The following is a 17,616-nucleotide window of genomic DNA, read 5'->3' as shown; positions in this document are numbered from 1 at the left end:
CGATGGGGCGGCACGACACGAGGAAGAGGTCGGGGCTCACGACGTCGACGCTACGGAGCCGTCCGACGAGTTGTCAACGCCGAACGACCGTGAACGCCTGGTCGCCGCGCTCCCGGAGAGCAGGAAGTCGCCTGCCGGCAAGGTGAGTTCGAGCGCCTGGAACACGTAGTCGTAGACGCGGAACATGGTCAGTGTCGCCAACTTGGCGGCGCATCCGAACCTGTGCCCCGACCCGAGGCGCCAGACGAGCGCCATGATTTCCAGGAGCAGCACCAGGCCCAGGAAGCCACCGGCGGGCAGCGGATTGAACAGCACGAAGATCCCCAGCGCGACCAGCACCGTCACGACGATCCCGTACAGCGAATCCCGGACGACCTCGGTCCACCGAACCGGCCCGACGCCAACTCCGTCTTCCGGCCGAGGGTGAGCGTGATGTGCTCCGAGGCGGAGCATCTTTCCCTGTCCACGGAGCGAACCTTTCACCTATGGCGCCCCCCGATATGGCCACGCCCGAGGTGGGCCGCAGCCCGGCAGCACCCGAGTCCGCAGCCCGGCAGACGCCCGGTCCACGCTACGGCAGCCGCCGAGTCCGCACCCCACCGACACCGCCCGGCCACCCGACGCATGCCCGACGCCGACCACCGCGGCCGGCTTCGGACAATTGACCGAGCACCGCCCGGCGGGTTAGGTTCCGGACCATCTCGCCGTGGCATTCCGCCACGGCTCAGCGAGGGGATCCCGGTGGCGCACCACGCGCGACGCAGCGACGGGGCGGTCAGGTCCGCCGCCGGTTGGCTGCTGTCCGCCCGCCTCCACATCGACCTCGGGCGCGTCACCAGCGCCGCCTGTTGTCGCTGACCGCAGCAGGGGTACGCGCACGCGGCCGAGGCCGCGCGGCCGGCGCCCGATCGTCCCGGATCGGCGCACCCGATCGACTCGTCGCACACCACCGTCGCCACGCCCGGCGCGCCGTCGAGGCACACGGGTAGACCCGTAGACCCGCCACGGCCCCGCTTCAGCGGCCGATCGGCGGCGAACGCCCCGGCGCCGGACGGATATGGCGCACGAGTCGCCACCCGGGTACGGACGGCCGCCCACGGCCCGACCACCCGCCGCGCACCCGCACCGCGCACCCCCCGCCCCCACCCCGGCACGCCCCACCCCGGCGCCGCACAACCCGGTGCCCCCGGCCCGGCGCCCCACCCGCACCCCCCACCCCAGAACCACCCGAACCGAGGTAATCCCATGGCAACCGTCCTGACCGTATGGGGCAGCCCCTCCGCGACCTCCCGCACCGGCGCCGTCGCCCGCCACGTCGCCGCCCGGCTGGCCGCCGACGGGCACGACGTGTCCACCCTCGCCGTGCGCGACCTGCCCGCCCAGGCCCTCCTGTACGCCGACTTCGCCGACCCCGACCTGCGCGCGGCCCTCGCCCGGGTCGCCGCCGCCGACGCCCTCGTCATCGCCAGCCCCGTCTACAAGGCCGCCTACAGCGGCGTTCTCAAGACGTTCCTCGACGTGCTTCCGCAATTCGCGCTGCGCGGCAAGGAGATCCTTCCGGTCCTCACCGGCGGCACCCCCGCACACGTGCTGGCCCTCGACTACGCGCTGCGCCCGGTGTTGACCTCGCTCGGCGCCGACCACGTCGCCCAGGGCTGGTTCGTACACGAACGTTTCGTCACCGCCGCCGGTGGGATCGAAGCCGAGGGCGTGGCGCCGCTGGAGGAACTCGCCGACGCGTTCTCCGCCCGGCTGCGCCGCCCCGCCGCCGTCGCCTGATCCGCGCCGCTCGGCGCCCCGCCCCGCCGACCGGCCCGGTCCGATCCACCCCTCACCCCAGGGAGTTCGCATGACCACCGGCCACCCCCACCTCGGCGTCGCCCTCGACGGCGCGGGCCGCCACCCCGCCGCGTGGCGCTCGCCGCACGCCCGCCCCGCCGACCTGTTCGACCCGAATTACTGGGTCGCGCTCGCCCGCACCGCCGAACGCGGCCTGCTCGACTTCATCCGCCTCGACGACTCGCTCGGCCCACCGTCGGCCCGCCTTCCCGGCCGGCTCGACGCGGTCTCCGTGGCCGCCCGCGTGGCGCCGACGACCGCGTCGATCGGCCTGATCCCGGCCGCCACCACCACCCACACCGAGCCGTTCCACGTCTCCACCGCGATCGCCACCCTCGACCACGTCAGCCGCGGCCGGGCCGGGTGGTGGCCCAAGGCCTCGCGCACCGCCGCCGAGGCCCGCCACTTCGGCCGCAAACCCGTCGCCCCCGACGGCGAACTCACCGACGAGCAGGGCGAGTTCACCGACGTCGTCGGCCGGCTGTGGGACAGCTGGGAGGACGACGCGATCATCCGCGACGTGGCCACCAGCCGTTTCCTGGACCGGGAGAAGTTGCACTACGTCGACTTCGAGGGCACCTACTTCGACGTCCGCGGCCCCTCCATCACCCCCCGCCCGCCCCAGGGCCGGCCGGTGATCGGGATCACCGTCGACGGCCCGGACACGCTGGAGATCGCGGCCCGGTTCGCCGACGTGCTGTTCGTCGACGCCTCCGGCCCGGACGAGGCCCGACGGTTGCGCGAACGTGCCCACGCGATCGCCGAGGGCAACGACCGCGACCCCGCCGAACTGCGCGTACTCGCCGACATCACCGTGCACCTGGCCGAAAGCGAACCCCAGGCCCGCCGGCAACGCGCCCTGCTGGACGCGCGCTCGGACGTCCCCGTGCCCGACGGACTCGCCTTCGTCGGCACCGCCGCCGCCCTCGCCGACCGCATCGCCGCCTGGTACACGGGCAACGCCGTCGACGGCTTCACCCTCCTCCCCGGCGTGCTGCCGTACGACCTGGACCGCATCGTCGAGGACCTGGTGCCGATCCTGCGCGAGCACGGCCTCGCCCGCACCGCCTACACCGCCGACACCCTGCGCGGCCACCTGGACCTGCCGCGCCCGGCCAACCGCTACGCCCACACCTGAGGAGGGTACGCATGCCCCACTCCCAGCACCCCCGCCACCGCACGCGCATCCACCTCGCCGCGCACTTCCCGGGCGTGAACAGCACCACCGTGTGGAGCGACCCGCACTCGGGCAGCCAGATCGACTTCGACTCGTTCGAACACCTCGCCCGCACCGCCGAACGCGGCCGATTCGACTTCTTCTTCCTCGCCGAGGGCCAGCGGCTGCGCGAACACCAGGGCCGCATCCTCGAACTCGACGTCGCCGGACGCCCCGACGCGCTCACCGTACTGGCGGGCCTGGCCGCGGTCACCGACCGGATCGGCCTGGCCGCGACCGCCACCGCCACCTACAACGAGCCGTACGAACTGGCCCGCAGGATCGCCTCGCTCGACCACCTCAGCGCCGGCCGCGCCGCCTGGAACGTGGTCACCTCGCCCGACGCCTGGACGGGGGAGAACTTCCGCCGGGGCGGCTTCCTGCCCCGCGAGGAACGCTACGAACGCGCCGCCGAGTTCGTCGAGGCCACCCGCACCCTGTGGGACAGCTGGGCCCCCGACGCACTCCTCGCAGACCGCGACACGGGCACGTTCGCCACCCCCGACGCGGGCCGATTCGCGCACCACGGACGGCACTTCGGCATCGAGGGCCGATTCACCGTGCCGCGCGGCCCGCAGGGCAGGCCGGTGCTGATCCAGGCCGGCGACTCCGAGGACGGCCGCGAGTTCGGCGCCGCGTACGCCGACGTGATCTTCTCCCGGCACGGCCACTACGACGCCGGACGCGCCTTCTACGCCGACATGAAGGGCCGCGCCGCCCGACACGGGCGCGGCCCCGACGAGATCAGAATCCTGCCCGCGGTGACCGCCGTCGTCGGCGCCACCACCGAGGAGGCACAGGAAAAGGCCGCCTGGATCCGCCGGCAACAGGTCAGCCCACGCAACGCGATCCACAGCGCCGAACAGGTCTGGGGCCGCGACCTGTCCGACCTGGACCCCGACGGGCCGCTCCCGGACTTCGACCCCGTCGCCGACGCCGCCTCGATCAGCCGCGGCCGGGTCCGCTCCGGCACCGACCCGCTGGAGACCGCCCGCGCCTGGCGCGAACTCGCGGCGGCCAAGGGCGGCTTGAGCCTGCGCGAGGTGGTGATCGAGGTGGCCGCGCACCAGACGTTCATCGGCACCGCCGAGCACATCGCGGACCGGATGGAGGTGCACGTGCGCGACGGCGCGAGCGACGGCTTCATCCTCGTACCACACCTGACCCCGACCGGCCTCGACGACTTCGTCGACCAGGTGGTGCCCATCCTCCAGGAGCGCGGCGTCTTCCGCGCCGAATACGAGGGCACCACCCTGCGCGAACACCTGAACCTGCCCGCCCCCGGCCCGGCGGCCGGCACCCACCGCCACGACGACGTGGCGGTGTGAGCCCCGGCCCGAAACCGAGGCCCCCACCGCCCCGCCGACTCAGCTCCAGTCGTTGAGCGCGATCGAGACCCCCGAAGCCGCCGGGCCACGACAGTGGCTCCGGTGGTTTCGGGCGATGTGGTCCAGACGCAGGTTGTCGCGGAACGCCGGGATCAGGTTCAACCGCCTTGCGTACGCCCACAGATGCGGGTGCGCCGCGAGCCGGTGCACGTCCGCGGCGTCCAAGTGCCGCTTGTGCACCGCGTCCAGGTGCACGAGGGTGACCCACAGGTGTACGTCCGCCGAGGTCAGCCGATCGCCCAGCAGGAACGGCCGCACCGCGAGGCGCCGTTCGGCCACCGCCAGGGTGGCCAGCACGGTGTCCATCGCCTCCGCCCGCCGCGAACCGGCCGGCGCCCGCCCGGCCCGCTGCGCCGCGTCGGTGACGTCCTCCTCGAACAGGGTGTCCAGCGCGCACAGTTCCTCGCGCCGATCGGCCGGATACAGATCCGGCCCGCCCCCGAACGCGGTGGCCAGGTCGCGCAGCACGTGCGGCGCGTGGTTGCTGACGATGCGTCCGCTCCACCGGTCCCACAACACCGGCACGCTCACCGGCCCGTCGTAGTGGTACTCCGTCGCCTCGTATGCCTCGCGCAGGAACGCGAACCCGCCGACCGGGTCGAGGCCGTGGCCGTCCCCGTCGCGAAACGCCCAGCCGCGCCCGTCGCGGACCGGGTCCACCAGCGACGTGCCCACCACGTCGCCCAGGCCCTTCAGATCCCGGGTGATCGCCACCCGCAGCGACTTCGGGCAGGCCAGGCACAGATACAGGTGGAAGCGGTACGGCTCGGCGCGGAACCCGGCGCCGATCCGGCCGCGGAAGCGCTGCATCGGCGGGCGGATCGTCTCCAGGCCCGGCAGCGGCGACCCGGAGTGGCGGGCACGGTAGCGCCCGTGGGTGCGGAAGTCGATCGGTCCGGCGGCCTTCGGGGATGTCGTGGACATACGGGTCTCCCTCGCGCGGGTCGTTGAGTGTGGCAACGGTCGAGACGGCACGGCACGGCGCGGCCCCACCCCGAAATCCGGGCGGACCGGTGGCGTGAAACTCAGACCGCGCGACAACTCGCGCTGCACACGCGCAGGAAGTCGATGTGGCGGCGGATCAACAGGTGAACGGCGATCAGGACCCGCGCCCTCGGCAGAACCGGGCGGGGGCCCGCGTGACACACGCAGCCGTCCATGGCTCGGATTATTCGCGCTGTGGACCGCCCCCGCAAGGGCCTTCACCGATCCCCGGCACCGATTCCCGAACCCGCCGATCCCGCCCCCTCCCACACCCGCGAGGGCAACGCACGACGCAACTGCGGCGCCACCTCGTCCGCGAACAGCTCCAACACCGCCCGCCGTTCCGTCCGATCCAGCCCCTCAGTCCCGATCGCCTGCACCTGATGTCCGTACGCGGCGTGGTAGCGACCGATCTTGTCCACGATCTGCGCCGGACTGCCCACCAGCGCGGGGCCGTTGGCGACGTTGTCCTCCAGCGACGTGAACGGCGAACGGTTGTGCTGCGCCGCCGCCGACTTCGCGAACGCGTCGTAGTACGGCCGATATCGCGCCAACGCCTCCTGCGAGGTCGGCGCCACATAGCAGCCGCCCGCACCCGAACCGACCACCGCGTCCGCCGGATCACGCCCGTACGCCGCCCAGCGCTCGCGATAGTGGTCGATCAGATCCGCGTACTTGGCCATCGGATGGAACCCGTTCGCGGTGAACAGAGGATCCCCCCACTTCGCGGCCAACTCCGTGGACGCCCGGCTGGTCGCGCTGCCGTGCCAGATCACCGGCGCCCGCCCCTCCGCACGCGGGAACGGGCGCGGCTGGGTGGTGACCTCGTGCAGGGGGGTACGAAAGCGCCCCGACCACGTCACGTTCTCCTCGCTCCACAACCGCCGCAACAACTCGAACTTCTCCTCCTGCAACTCCCACTGATCCGCCTCGTCGAGGCCGAACAGCGGAAAGTGCCGAGGGTCGTTGCCCTTGCCGACCATCAGATCCAGCCGGCCCTCGGACAACTGGTCGACCGTCGCGTAGTCCTCGGCCACCCGCACCGGATCCAGCACACTGATCACCGTCAGCGTGGTCAACAGCCGGATCCGCGACGTGCGTTGCGCCACCGCCGCCAGGATCACCGGCGGCGCCGAGGACAGGAACGGCTCGCCGTGCCGCTCACCCACCCCGAACGCGTCGAACCCCAACTCCTCCGCCAGCGCCGCGCTCTCCACCAACTCCCGCAACCGCGCGTGCGCCGGCGCCTGTTCGCCGGTGAGCGGATGCGGCGCGTTGGCGCCCAGGGTGAACACCGCGAACTTCATGACACCGCCCCCAGCGGTCGCGGGCGCCGCCGCCCCGGAATGGCCGCGATCAACTCGCGCGTATACGGATGGGTCGGCGCCGCCAACACCTGCTCGCAGGTGCCCTTCTCGACCAGCCGACCCGCGCGCAGCACACCCACCCGGTCGGCGATCTGCCGCACCACGGCCAGATCGTGCGAAATGAACAGATAGCTCACCCCCAACTCCTCCCGGAGCCGGGCGAGCAGATCCAGGATCTGCGCCTGAACGGACACGTCCAGCGCGGACACCGGCTCGTCGCACACCACCAGATCCGGCTCCAGCGCCAACGCCCGGGCGATCGCCACCCGTTGCCGCTGTCCCCCCGACAACTCCGCCGGTTTGCGGCGCAACACGTCCGCCGGCAGCGCCACCTGATCGATCAGCGCCGCCGCCCGGGCCCGCTGCTCCGCCCGGGTGCCGACCCGATAGGCGCGCAACGGCTCCTCGACGATCTCGGACACGGTGAAGCGCGGATCCAGCGACGCGTACGGGTTCTGATACACCAACTGCATACGCCGGCGCAGCGCCCGTGCCTCGCCGCGCCCGGGCCGGGTGACGTCCCGGCCCTCGATCAGCACACGGCCCTCGGTGGGCGTCTCCAGGCCCAGGATCATCCGCACCGTGGTCGACTTGCCCGAACCCGACTCGCCGACCAGCGCGAACGTCTCACCGCGCCGCACGGTGAACGAGACGTCGTCCACCGCGCGCACCGTGCGCGGCCCCTCCTTGGTCCTCGGCAGCGCGAACTCCTTGACCAGTGCGGTCACGGTCAACAGCGGCTCGGTCCGCGGCACCGGATCGCGGACCGGACGCGGCCGGGCCCGCCGCCGGGTCAAACTGGGCGCGGCGGCGATCAACCCCCGGGTGTACGGGTGTTCCGGATCGGTCAGGACCCGCTCCGCCGGTCCCTGCTCGACCACCTCGCCGCGCGACATCACCACCACCCGCCGGGCCCGGTCGGCCGCCACCCCCAGATCGTGCGTGATCAACAACATCGCGGTGCCGTGCGCGTGGGTCAGCTCCTCGATGTGGTCCAGGATGCGCCGCTGCACGGTGACATCGAGCGCACTGGTCGGCTCGTCGGCGATCACCAGCTTCGGCCGGCACGCCAGCGCGATGGCGATCAACACCCGCTGGCACATGCCCCCGGACAACTCGTGCGGGAACTGCCTGGCCCGCAACGCCGGTTCGGGCAGGCCGGCTTCGTCGAGCGCCGCCACCGCCCGCTCGGCGGCCTCCTTCCCGCTCGCCAACCCGTGCACGATCAGCGCCTCGGCGACCTGGTCGCCGATCCGCCGCACCGGATTGAGCGAAACCATCGGGTCCTGCGGGATCAGCCCGATCGAACGGCCGCGCACCGCACGCAGATCCCGCTCGCGCAGCCCCAGCAGGTCCCGATCCTCGAACAACACCCGCCCCGCGCCGACCCGTCCGCCCGCCGGCAGCAACCCCACGATCGCGTGTGCCGTGGTGCTCTTGCCCGACCCCGACTCGCCGACCACCGCCACCACTTCACCCGGCAACACGCTCACATCGGCGGCCGTCACCGCGTCCACCGACCCATGCGAGGTGCGATACGACACCCGCAACCCGCGAACGTCCAGCAACGGCGCCTCGGGCGCAGCCACAGCCGACGCGCCCACCGCACCGAGCGCACCCGGCGCCCCGGACGCACCGAGCGCACCCGCCACCCCCGCTTCTCCCGGGACGCCCGCCACCGCCCCCTCCACCCGCCGAGCCCGCCCACCGCGCACCAAGCCGCCGCTCATCGCTCCCGCCTCCGCTCTCCGTCCAGGGCCCGCGAGACGCGGTTCGCCGACAACACCGTCGCCGCGATCACCAGCCCGGGAAATGTGGTCAACCACCACGCCGTGGCCACGAACCCGCGCCCGTCGGCGATCAACACGCCCCACTCCGGCGTCGGCGGCGGCGCGCCGAACCCCAGGAAACTCAGCGCCGACACGGACAGGATCGCCACCCCGAACTCCAACGCGGCCAGCACGAACACCGGCCCGGACGCGTTCGGCAACACATGCCGCGCCAGGATCGCCCCCGACCGCACCCCGCTCGCCCGCGCCGCCTCCACATACACCGACGAACGCACCCGCAACACCTCGGCGCGCATCACCCGGGCGAAGGACGCGACACTGGCCACCCCCACCGCGATCGCCACCTTCGTGGTGCCGAAACCCAGCGCGCTCACCAGCGCCAGCGACAACAACAGCCGCGGAATCGCCTGCACCACGTCCACCGTGCGCATCAACACCGCGTCCAACCACCCGCCGACGAACCCGGCCACCAGACCGAGCCCGCCGCCCACCACCAGGGCCACCGCCACCGCGACCACCGTCGCCCGCAGCGAGAGCGAACTGCCGTGCACGACCCGGGTGAACAGGTCCCGCCCGAGTTGATCGGTACCGAACAGGTGCGCCGCGCTCGGCCCCTGCAACCGCTCGCGCGGCGTACCCACCAGGGGATCCCCGTCCGCGAGCAGCGTCGGGACCAGCGCCGCGAGCAACACCAGCGCCAGCACCACCAGCGAGAGCAACAACCCGGGCCGGCGCACCACGAACCACGCATGCCCACGCGCCGCGGGCCCCACCCGCGCGCCGAATCCGGTCGCCGTCGTCACGCCGTCCTCCCCACCCGCGGATCCAGCAGCGGATACAGCAGATCCACCACCAGCGCGACCACCACGAACACCGCCGCCGCCAGCAACACCACGCCCTGAACCACGGCCAGGTCCTGGGTGTCCACCGCCGCCGCCGTCAACCGGCCCACCCCGGCCCGGGAGAACACCGTCTCCACCACCACCGACTCCATCAGCAGATTCCCCGCCACCACCGCCGCCAGCGTCAGCGCCGGCAACGACGCGTTGCGCAGCGCGTGCCGCAGATGGATCCGCACCCGGCCCGCCCCCTTGGCCCGCGCGGTCTCCACATACGGCTCGGCCAACGCGGTGCTCAGGCTCTTCGCCAACACCTGCGCGATCATCGCGCCCGCCGGCAGCGCCATCGTGATCGCCGGCAGCACCAGGCTCTCGAATCCCTCGTTGCCCATCGCCGGCAGCAGCCCCCACTGGAACGACACCACCTGGACCAACAGCAGACCCACCCAAAAGCCCGGCATCGAGATCCCGATCGCGGGCAACGACAACAACACCTGACGCAGCGCCCGCACCCGGGTGAACGTGGCCGCCAGCGCCACCGCCCCACCACCGAGCACCGCCAACACCATCGCGCACCCGGTCAGCGCCAACGTCTGCGGCAGCGCGTCGGTGATCGTGCGCACCACCGGCGCCCCCGTCTGCGCCGACCGCCCCAGATCCCCGCCCAGCGCGTCACCCAGGGCGTGCGCGTACTGCACATACAGCGGATCGTCCAGGCCGTACTCGGCGCGCACCGCGTCGACCTGCGCCTGTGTCGCGGTGCCCTCCAGGCCGCCCAGCTTGATCGACAACGAATCCCCGGGCAGCAGATACAACACCACGAACGAGACGGTGAACGCCGCCCACAACACCACCACCGCCTGCAGCAGCCGGCGCAGCAGATATCCGCGCATCAGCCCACCCACGTGTCGTGGAACTGCAGGCGCGAGGACGCCTCGAAGGTCAGCCCGTGCACCTTCGGACCGAGCCCGTGCACCTGCGCCAGCTCGAACAGCGGCACCACATAGGCCCGATCGGTGACGATGCGCTGCGCCTCGGCGACCTTCGCGAAGCGCTGCGCCGGGTCGAGGTTTTGCGCCTGGTCGTCGAGCACGGTGTCCAGATCGCCGGAGGGGATCCGAAGCCGGTTCACCGTCCTGGTGCCGAACAGGGTGCGCAGGATGTCCGGGTCGGAGCGGGTGACGTTGTAGTAGGCGAAGTCGTAGTCGCCCGCGTTTTGCACCTGGTTCTGCTCACCGGCGGCCAACTTGCGCAGCCGCAGGTCCACCCCGACCCGGCGCAACTGCTGCTGGACCAGCTCCAGGACGGACTGGCTGGCGTTGAACAGCGGCGCGAAGATCACATCCACGCTCAGCCGGCGCCCGTCCTTGACCCGGACGCCGTCCGAGCCGGCCCGCCAACCGGCCTCCTCCAGGAGCCGCTTCGCTCCCTCGGGGTCGTATCCCAGCTGCGCGGACAGGTCGACGTAGCCGGGCGTGACCGAGGCCAGCGGCGAGGTGGCCGCCTTGTACTTCGGGGTGAGTACGGTCTGCGCCACCTCGGGCCGGTCCACCGCCTTGGCGATGGCCCGCCGGACCGCGTCCTCGCCCAGGATCGGGCGTGAGACGTTGGCCTGGAGGACGAATACCACGCCCGGGTTGGGCCGGGTCAACACGGTGTAGCCGGCGGCGAAGCGGGCCTCGTCCTGCGGCTGTACGTCGCTGATCGCGTCCACCTGACCGGACTCCAGGCTGCCGGCGCGCACCCCGGACTCGGGCACGATCTTGAACACCAGCCGATCCAGGTACGCCTCGCCCGGGTGGGCGAACAGGGACGAGCCCCAGCCGTACCCGGCGCGCTTGGCCAACTCCACGCTCTGGTTCGGCTTGTACGAGCGCAGCGTGAACGGGCCCGAGCCGACCAGGTCGCCCTGGCAGCGCTGTTCGGGGGTCTTGGCGAGGGTGGCGGGGGAGAGCAGGCCCAGCGACATGGTCGAGGTGGCCTGGAGGAACTGGGCGCTGGGCGCGGCGAATTCGATCCGCACGGTGGTCGGGTCGAGCACCGTGGTGCCCCGGTAACCGGCGAGGTAGCTGCTCGCCACGGTCGCCTTGGCGCCCAGCGCGAGCACCGCGTCCAGGTTGGCCTTGACCGCCGCGCCGTCCAGCGGGGCGCCGTCGGCGAAGGTCACCCCCGGGCGCAGGTGGAAGGTGAACGCGGTGGCCTGCGGGTTCACCTCCCACGAGGTGGCCAGCCACGGCTTGATCTCGCCGGTACGCCCGTCCTGGTCGGTCAGCGAGTCGACGAGTTGGCGGCCCACGTTCAGGCTCGCGTTGGTGCCGAACTGCTGCGGGTCCAGGCACACGGGGTCGGCGGCCAGCGCGAAGGTGAGCGTGCCGCCGGCCTTCGGCGGGCCGACCTCGGCGGAACTCGCCGCCGGGCCGCCGGCGCCGTTGCAGGCGGCGACCAGGGCCAGGGCGGCGGTCGCGGCGGCGCCGGAGCCGGCGGCGCGGCGCAGTCTTCGGAAGGCGGCGGAGGCGGGGTCGGCGGCGAATCGCGAAAGGCGCATGTATATCTCCGGGCAGGACGAATTCACGCGGCGGCGCGCGTGATTTCGGGCAGGGGATATCCATCGATTCACGCGCGCGCGGCGGGTGAAACCCGACGGAAATCGGGCCGGCGCGGGACGCGGCGAATCGAGGGGAGGAATGTGGAACGGCGGGCGGACGCCTCGCGATCACCGGGATCGGCGGGATCGACGAGGGGGTCCGGCGGCGGAGCAGTCCGGTCCGCGGCGGTCAGCGGGCTCGACAGGCCGAGCTGTGGACCCGGCCGAAATCGACATGCCTGCGCGTGCACAGGGGAGTTCGTGGGCGGTGCACGGCCGCGCCGAGGGGCGCGACGGCCTCGACACGCCGCGAGGAGACCCCGGGGGTGGAGGCGGTGACCGGCACCACGAGCGTCATGACGTCCTTCGACAACAATGGATCGATATCCGTACCGGCGAGAGCCTATCGAGTCCGTAGTGGCGACAACAAGTGGTAATTCCGCTTTTCGGTGGCGGGGGTACGAAAACCCGCATCGGGCGGCAATACCCGCAGGCCCGGCGCCGGCGATATCGCCGACGCCGGTGGGCCGACCGGCGCGGTCGACCGTGCGGTCGCCGGCGCGGCCCGACGGCGACCTACGGGACGTCGGAGGAGTGGCCCGGGAAGACGTGCGCCGAGGGGTCGATCACGGTCATCGCGTTGTTGACCGCGGTGGCCGCCTCGCCGAAGCCGGTGGCGATCAGCTTGACCTTGCCGTCGTAGTCGACGATGTCGCCTGCGGCGAACACCCGCTCCAGGTTGGTGCGCATCGCCTGGTTCACCACGATGTGCCGCTTGCGCTGCTCCAGGCCCCAGTGGGTCATCGGGCCCAGGTCCGCGACGAAGCCGAGCGCGGCCACCACCGCCTGGACCGGCAGCGTGCGTACCGCGCCGTCGAGCTTGCCGACCACATCCGCCGCCCGCACCTGCCCGTTGCCGTGCAGCGCGGTGACCTCGGCGGAGGTGATCACCTCGGTGGTGGAGGCCAACACCCGCCGCACGGTGTGCTCGTGCGCACGGAACTTGTCCCGCCGGTGGACCAGGGTGATCGACTTGGCGATCGGCTCCAGGCTGGTCGCCCAGTCGAACGCCGAGTCGCCGCCGCCCACGATCAACACGTCGAGTCCGGCCAGATCGGCCAGGCGCGGCACGAAGTAGCGCACACCCTCGCCGGTGAACGCGTCGGCCGCCGGCAGCGGGCGCGGGCTGAAGGTACCGATGCCGCCGCTGATCAACACCACCTTGGTGCGCACCACCAGGCCGCTCGCGCAGGTGATCGTGACGCCCTCCTCGTCCTGCGCCAACTGCTCGGCGCGGTGCCCGAGGAGGTAGTTCGGCTCGAACGGGGCGGCCTGTTCGACCAGCGCGTCGACCAAGTCCTGGCCCTTGATCGCGGGGAAGCCCGCGACGTCGTAGATCATCTTCTCCGGGTACATCGCGGAGATCTGCCCGCCGGGTTCGGGCAGCGAGTCGACGAGCGCGGTGCGCAGGCCCCGAAATCCCGCGTAGTAGGCGGCGTACAGGCCCGTCGGGCCCGCGCCGACGACGAGCAGATCGGTGTCGACGGTGGTGGACACACGCGCTCCTTCCCGAGCGGGGTTGCCCGGACACTAGCCCAAGGACACATGGCCTTCCCCGAGTTCGTGCCCCGCGTCACACGAACGGAAGCACCAACCGCACGCGAGGTAGCCCAACGGTGGGCAAAAGTCCATACGTGAGCGTATGGAAACCGTGGAACTTGTTCTCATCCGGCTCGCCGATCGTTAGGGTCCCGTCCATGGAGTTCTCCTGCGCGCCGCCGCGACGATCGGCCCTTCGGCGCCGATCGCGATGGGCGCGGACCACGGTCGCGCCCGGCCTCGGCGCCACGGCCCGCCCCGGGTTAGCCTCGCGACCGCACCGCCCGCCCGTGCCGCGCCCGGTCGACTCACCCTCACGGGCGAAGGCGAACGTGTGTGCGGCAAACTGGCGGCGCCCGCGCACCGCGGCGTGATCGAGGTCGCCTGCCGGCGGCTCGGTCCCGATCCGGTACGCGAGTTCGCGGCGCCGCGCCCCAGCGGCGAGGCGGCCGCACCGACCTGATCCGCTTCGAGCCCGTTCGAATCCCGCACGACCGCGAGGACGCACCATGACCCTGTTCCCCGGCAGGGACTCCGACGTCACCACCGCCGTCGCCGCTCTGCTGGCGAAGTGCCGACTGTCGATACCCCGCACGTGGATACTCACCGCGCTCGACTACGCGTGGCACGACGAGCGCCCCGTCGTGGTCCTGCGCCACCAACCCGCCGGTGATCCGCGCCCCGGCGGCGCGCACGCCAGCGTGGTGGTCGACCGCGCCGACGGCACGCTGCTGGGCTGGACCCGGCTGGACGGCCCGCGCCCGGGGCCGCTGCCCGGCACCGAGGAGGCGCACGCCGCCGCCGAGGCGTTTTGGCACCACGTCGATCCGCTGCACGCCGAGGGGCTGACCGTGCAGTGGGTCGCCCAGCACGACGAGACCATCGCCACCGCCTCCGGTCGGGCGGGTTCGGTGAGCGGAATGAGGGTCAACGCGCGTCACATCAACGGGCTCTACACGTGGGCGGTGCTCGCGGGGGACCTGTCCGTGCTCACCTACGAGCGCGACGTGCAGTGGGACGAGCGGGCCGCCCGACGGCGCACCCAGATGTGGCTGCACGACCGCTGGCGGGCCGCCGTGGACGGCACCGCGCCGGCTCCCGGCGCGCCGTACGCACCGGCCCGTCGCTGACTTCGTACCGGAGCAACTGCCAGAAAATTCCGGAAAGTTCGTCGAAACCCCAGCTCACGCGGGTCCTTCGGGGCCCGCGTGCGGCGTTTTCGGCGCCGGCCGCGGTGGTTGGTCCAGACCATTTTGGTACAGACCATTGACCTCTGGTCCAGACCTTTCCTACGCTCACGGGAACCCCGGTGGGGTGGTGGTCGAATCGTTTCCCCACCGGCTGGTGCACGTCCCCGCATGTCTGGCCCCACTCGAGGAGCACCCTTGAGCACAGGAACCAAACAACGCACCACCTTGTCCCGACGCACTCTCGTCGCCATGATGAGCGCCCTGCTGCTTCCCCTCGCGGCGATGGTCGGCCTCGCGTCCCCCGCACAGGCCGCCGGCACCACCGCAACGTTCGTCAAGACCTCCGACTGGGGCTCCGGCTTCGGCGGAAGCTGGACCGTCAAGAACACCGGCACCGCCGCGATCAGCTCGTGGACCCTGGAATGGGACTTCCCCGCCGGCACCGCCGTCGGCTCGTCCTGGGACGCCACCGTCACGCGCACCGGCGACCACTACAGCGCCAAGAACGTCGGCTGGAACGGCACCGTCGCCCCCGGCGCCTCGGTGACCTTCGGCTTCAACGGCACCGGTCCCGGCAACCCCACGGGCTGCAAGATCAACGGCGCCTCCTGCGACGGGGGACCCACGAACCCCGGCGACAACCCGCCATCGGCACCCGGAACGCCCGTGGCGAGCAACGTCGGCGACAACGGCGCCACGCTCACCTGGACCGCGGCCACCGACGACCACGGCGTCAAGAACTACGACGTGCTGCGCGGCGGCACCAAGGTCGCCACCGTCGCCACGACCACCTACACCGACGGCGGCCTCGCCGCGGGCACCGACTACACCTACACCGTCGTCGCCCGCGACAACGCCGACCAGACCGGCCCGGCCAGTTCCCCGGTCACCGTGCACACCACCGGCGGCGGCAACCCCGGCGGCGGTGGCAACGCGGTCAAGCTCGGCTACTTCACCAACTGGGGCATCTACGGCCGCAACTACAACGTGAAGAACATCGTCACGTCCGGCTCGGCCGCCAAGATCACCCACATCAACTACGCCTTCGGCAACGTCCAGGGCGGCAAGTGCACCATCGGCGACTCCTACGCCGACTACGACAAGGCGTTCACGGCCGATCAAAGCGTCAGCGGAGTCGCCGACAACTGGGAGCAGCCGTTGCGCGGCAACTTCAACCAACTGCGCCAGCTCAAGGCCAAGTACCCCAACATCAAGGTCCTGTGGTCCTTCGGCGGCTGGACCTGGTCCGGCGGCTTCGGCCAGGCCGCGGCCAACCCCGCCGCGTTCGCCGAGTCCTGCTACAACCTGGTCGAGGACCCGCGCTGGGCCGACGTGTTCGACGGCATCGACCTCGACTGGGAATACCCCAACGCGTGCGGCCTGACCTGCGACACCAGCGGCGCCGCGTCGATCAAGACGCTGCTCGCGGCCACCCGCGCCAAGTTCGGTGCCAACAACCTGGTCACCGCGGCGATCACCGCCGACGCCTCCTCGGCCGGCAAGATCGACGCGGCCGACTACGGCGGCGCCTCTGCGTCCGTCGACTGGTACAACGTGATGACGTACGACTTCTTCGGCGCCTGGGACGCCAAGGGCCCCACCGCCCCCCACTCGCCGCTGACCTCGTACACCGGCATCCCCAAGGACGGCTTCAACTCCTCGGACGCCATCGCCAAGCTCAAGACCAAGGGCGTACCGGCGAACAAGCTCCTCCTCGGCATCGGCTTCTACGGCCGCGGCTGGACCGGCGTCACCCAGGACACGCCCGGCGGCACCGCCACCGGCGCCGCCCCGGGCACCTACGAGGCCGGCATCGAGGACTACAAGGTGCTCAAGAGCAGCTGCCCCACCACCGGCCTCGTGGCCGGCACCGCCTACGCCAAGTGCGGCAGCAACTGGTGGAGCTACGACACCCCGGCCACCGTCGCTTCCAAGATGCACTGGGCCAAGGCGCAGAACCTGCGCGGCGCGTTCTTCTGGGAGTTCAGCGGTGACACCACCAACGGCGAACTCGCGGCCGCGATCCACAACGGCCTGGGCTAGCCCCGAAGGCGCGGCCACGAACGCGGCCGCCTTCACCGCTTCGTGACCGCACGGTCGTGACCGGGCCCACCGGGGTGCCCGGTCACGACACCCCCAAGGCGGGCCCGTCGTCCACCGGCGCGGACGACGGGTTCGGCACAAACCGCGCGGGCGAGGTCCCAGGACCTCGCCCGCGCGGCCCGTCCACCTACGCTGGCAGCGTGAAACCCGCACCCCTCGGCACGCCCCGCCCGGACATCCAGACCCGCGCCGACCTGGAAACCCTCCTGCGCCGTTTCTACGAGGCCGCCTTCGCCGACCCGGTCATCGGCGCCCACTTCACCGAGATCGCGGGCACCAACCTCGAGACCCACCTCCCACGAATCACCGACTTCTGGGACCGCGCCCTGCTACGCGGCGCCGACTACCGAGGCGACCCGCTAGCCATCCACCGCACCCTCCACGAGAAAGCCCCCCTCACGGCTCACCACTTCGGCCGCTGGCTCCAGCTATGGCACGCAGCGGTGGACGGCGCCCACACAGGCACCCGAGCAGAACGAGCAAAATCCCAAGCCGACCGAATAGCCCGATCCATGCTCCGCCACCTACCCACCCCCAACCCCCCGGCCGAACACCCCCAGCCCGGCTTCATCCCGCTGACCACCCTCCACCTACGCCACCCCAACACATGAGCACAACCGCCTGAGGGGCCCCGCGTTTTCCGGACGCCTTGTTTGCTGTCCTTCTATGCCGCGAGTCCGAGTCCGTCGTGGTCGCGCAGAGCTTCGAGTGGTGTGC

At 71.9% G+C, this 17,616-nt stretch carries 15 protein-coding genes; 7 read left to right on the top strand and 8 right to left on the bottom strand.

What is annotated here, in order from left to right:
• Positions 1-36 precede the first annotated feature (36 nt).
• On the bottom strand, positions 37-345 hold the full coding sequence (locus ACFXKZ_RS07150) for a hypothetical protein (protein ID WP_379997373.1): 309 nt from the start codon (positions 343-345) through the stop codon (positions 37-39).
• Positions 346-1,245: 900 nt separating this feature from the next.
• Here ACFXKZ_RS07150 and ssuE point away from each other — a divergent pair.
• From ssuE to ACFXKZ_RS07135, 3 genes are all read left to right on the top strand, one after another.
• The gene (gene ssuE / locus ACFXKZ_RS07145) at positions 1,246-1,779 is read left to right on the top strand and encodes an NADPH-dependent FMN reductase (protein ID WP_379997371.1); all 534 of its coding nucleotides are present in this window, start codon (positions 1,246-1,248) and stop codon (positions 1,777-1,779) included.
• A gap of 70 nt (positions 1,780-1,849) precedes the next feature.
• Positions 1,850-2,977, top strand: coding sequence for an LLM class flavin-dependent oxidoreductase (locus ACFXKZ_RS07140; RefSeq protein WP_379997369.1), 1,128 nt, complete (start codon positions 1,850-1,852; stop codon positions 2,975-2,977).
• An 11-nt stretch (positions 2,978-2,988) separates the two neighbouring features.
• Positions 2,989-4,383, top strand: a complete 1,395-nt coding sequence (locus tag ACFXKZ_RS07135) for an NtaA/DmoA family FMN-dependent monooxygenase (protein ID WP_379997367.1) — start codon at positions 2,989-2,991, stop codon at positions 4,381-4,383.
• A 39-nt stretch (positions 4,384-4,422) separates the two neighbouring features.
• Here the strand turns inward: ACFXKZ_RS07135 and ACFXKZ_RS07130 are convergent, their stop codons facing one another.
• The 7 genes from ACFXKZ_RS07130 to ACFXKZ_RS07100 all read right to left on the bottom strand — a co-directional run bounded on the left by ACFXKZ_RS07130 (position 4,423) and on the right by ACFXKZ_RS07100 (position 13,564).
• On the bottom strand, positions 4,423-5,367 hold the full coding sequence (locus tag ACFXKZ_RS07130) for a glutathione S-transferase C-terminal domain-containing protein (protein WP_379997365.1): 945 nt from the start codon (positions 5,365-5,367) through the stop codon (positions 4,423-4,425).
• 278 nt (positions 5,368-5,645) lie between these two features.
• A complete protein-coding gene (locus tag ACFXKZ_RS07125; protein ID WP_379997363.1) occupies positions 5,646-6,734 on the bottom strand; it encodes an LLM class flavin-dependent oxidoreductase in 1,089 nt (362 codons plus the stop codon).
• Complete coding sequence (locus tag ACFXKZ_RS07120) at positions 6,731-8,524, bottom strand: dipeptide ABC transporter ATP-binding protein (RefSeq protein WP_379997361.1); 1,794 nt, start codon at positions 8,522-8,524, stop codon at positions 6,731-6,733. The genes ACFXKZ_RS07125 and ACFXKZ_RS07120 overlap by 4 nt, the downstream gene beginning before the upstream one ends.
• Entirely contained in the window at positions 8,521-9,387 is an 867-nt protein-coding gene (locus ACFXKZ_RS07115; RefSeq protein WP_379997359.1) for an ABC transporter permease, read from the bottom strand. The genes ACFXKZ_RS07120 and ACFXKZ_RS07115 overlap by 4 nt, the downstream gene beginning before the upstream one ends.
• On the bottom strand, positions 9,384-10,316 hold the full coding sequence (locus ACFXKZ_RS07110; RefSeq protein ID WP_379997357.1) for an ABC transporter permease: 933 nt from the start codon (positions 10,314-10,316) through the stop codon (positions 9,384-9,386). The genes ACFXKZ_RS07115 and ACFXKZ_RS07110 overlap by 4 nt, the downstream gene beginning before the upstream one ends.
• Positions 10,316-11,968: an ABC transporter substrate-binding protein gene (locus ACFXKZ_RS07105; protein ID WP_379997355.1), complete on the bottom strand. Its 1,653-nt coding sequence runs from the start codon at positions 11,966-11,968 to the stop codon at positions 10,316-10,318. The genes ACFXKZ_RS07110 and ACFXKZ_RS07105 overlap by 1 nt, the downstream gene beginning before the upstream one ends.
• 615 nt (positions 11,969-12,583) lie before the next feature.
• Positions 12,584-13,564, bottom strand: coding sequence for an NAD(P)/FAD-dependent oxidoreductase (locus tag ACFXKZ_RS07100; RefSeq protein ID WP_379997353.1), 981 nt, complete (start codon positions 13,562-13,564; stop codon positions 12,584-12,586).
• A gap of 376 nt (positions 13,565-13,940) precedes the next feature.
• On the opposite strand from ACFXKZ_RS07100, the gene ACFXKZ_RS07095 reads away from it, so the two are divergent.
• From ACFXKZ_RS07095 to ACFXKZ_RS07080, 4 genes are all read left to right on the top strand, one after another.
• Complete coding sequence (locus ACFXKZ_RS07095) at positions 13,941-14,069, top strand: hypothetical protein (protein WP_379997351.1); 129 nt, start codon at positions 13,941-13,943, stop codon at positions 14,067-14,069.
• Between the two features lie 46 nt (positions 14,070-14,115).
• Positions 14,116-14,736 carry a hypothetical protein gene (locus ACFXKZ_RS07090; protein WP_379997349.1) on the top strand — a complete coding sequence of 207 codons (621 nt, stop codon included), beginning with the start codon at positions 14,116-14,118 and terminating at the stop codon, positions 14,734-14,736.
• Positions 14,737-15,045: 309 nt separating this feature from the next.
• The gene (locus ACFXKZ_RS07085) at positions 15,046-16,839 is read left to right on the top strand and encodes a glycosyl hydrolase family 18 protein (protein ID WP_379998653.1); all 1,794 of its coding nucleotides are present in this window, start codon (positions 15,046-15,048) and stop codon (positions 16,837-16,839) included.
• A gap of 200 nt (positions 16,840-17,039) precedes the next feature.
• A complete protein-coding gene (locus tag ACFXKZ_RS07080; RefSeq protein ID WP_379997347.1) occupies positions 17,040-17,510 on the top strand; it encodes a group III truncated hemoglobin in 471 nt (156 codons plus the stop codon).
• Positions 17,511-17,616 lie beyond the last annotated feature (106 nt).

The sequence above is a fragment of the Embleya sp. NPDC059237 genome (assembly GCF_042754105.1).
GTDB lineage: Bacteria > Actinomycetota > Actinomycetes > Streptomycetales > Streptomycetaceae > Embleya.
Note: the sequence above shows the minus strand (reverse complement) of the source record. Positions and strands in the feature narration are given on the sequence as shown.

Bases quoted from the DNA above. Each gene is read 5' to 3' on its own strand.
- ssuE (WP_379997371.1), top strand. From the start codon at position 1,246: ATGGCAACCGTCCTGACCGTATGGGGCAGCCCCTCCGCGACCTCCCGC.
- ACFXKZ_RS07140 (WP_379997369.1), top strand. From the start codon at position 1,850: ATGACCACCGGCCACCCCCACCTCGGCGTCGCCCTCGACGGCGCGGGC.
- ACFXKZ_RS07135 (WP_379997367.1), top strand. From the start codon at position 2,989: ATGCCCCACTCCCAGCACCCCCGCCACCGCACGCGCATCCACCTCGCC.
- ACFXKZ_RS07130 (WP_379997365.1), bottom strand. From the start codon at position 5,367: ATGTCCACGACATCCCCGAAGGCCGCCGGACCGATCGACTTCCGCACC.
- ACFXKZ_RS07125 (WP_379997363.1), bottom strand. From the start codon at position 6,734: ATGAAGTTCGCGGTGTTCACCCTGGGCGCCAACGCGCCGCATCCGCTC.
- ACFXKZ_RS07120 (WP_379997361.1), bottom strand. From the start codon at position 8,524: ATGAGCGGCGGCTTGGTGCGCGGTGGGCGGGCTCGGCGGGTGGAGGGG.
- ACFXKZ_RS07110 (WP_379997357.1), bottom strand. From the start codon at position 10,316: ATGCGCGGATATCTGCTGCGCCGGCTGCTGCAGGCGGTGGTGGTGTTG.
- ACFXKZ_RS07105 (WP_379997355.1), bottom strand. From the start codon at position 11,968: ATGCGCCTTTCGCGATTCGCCGCCGACCCCGCCTCCGCCGCCTTCCGA.
- ACFXKZ_RS07090 (WP_379997349.1), top strand. From the start codon at position 14,116: ATGACCCTGTTCCCCGGCAGGGACTCCGACGTCACCACCGCCGTCGCC.
- ACFXKZ_RS07085 (WP_379998653.1), top strand. From the start codon at position 15,046: ATGATGAGCGCCCTGCTGCTTCCCCTCGCGGCGATGGTCGGCCTCGCG.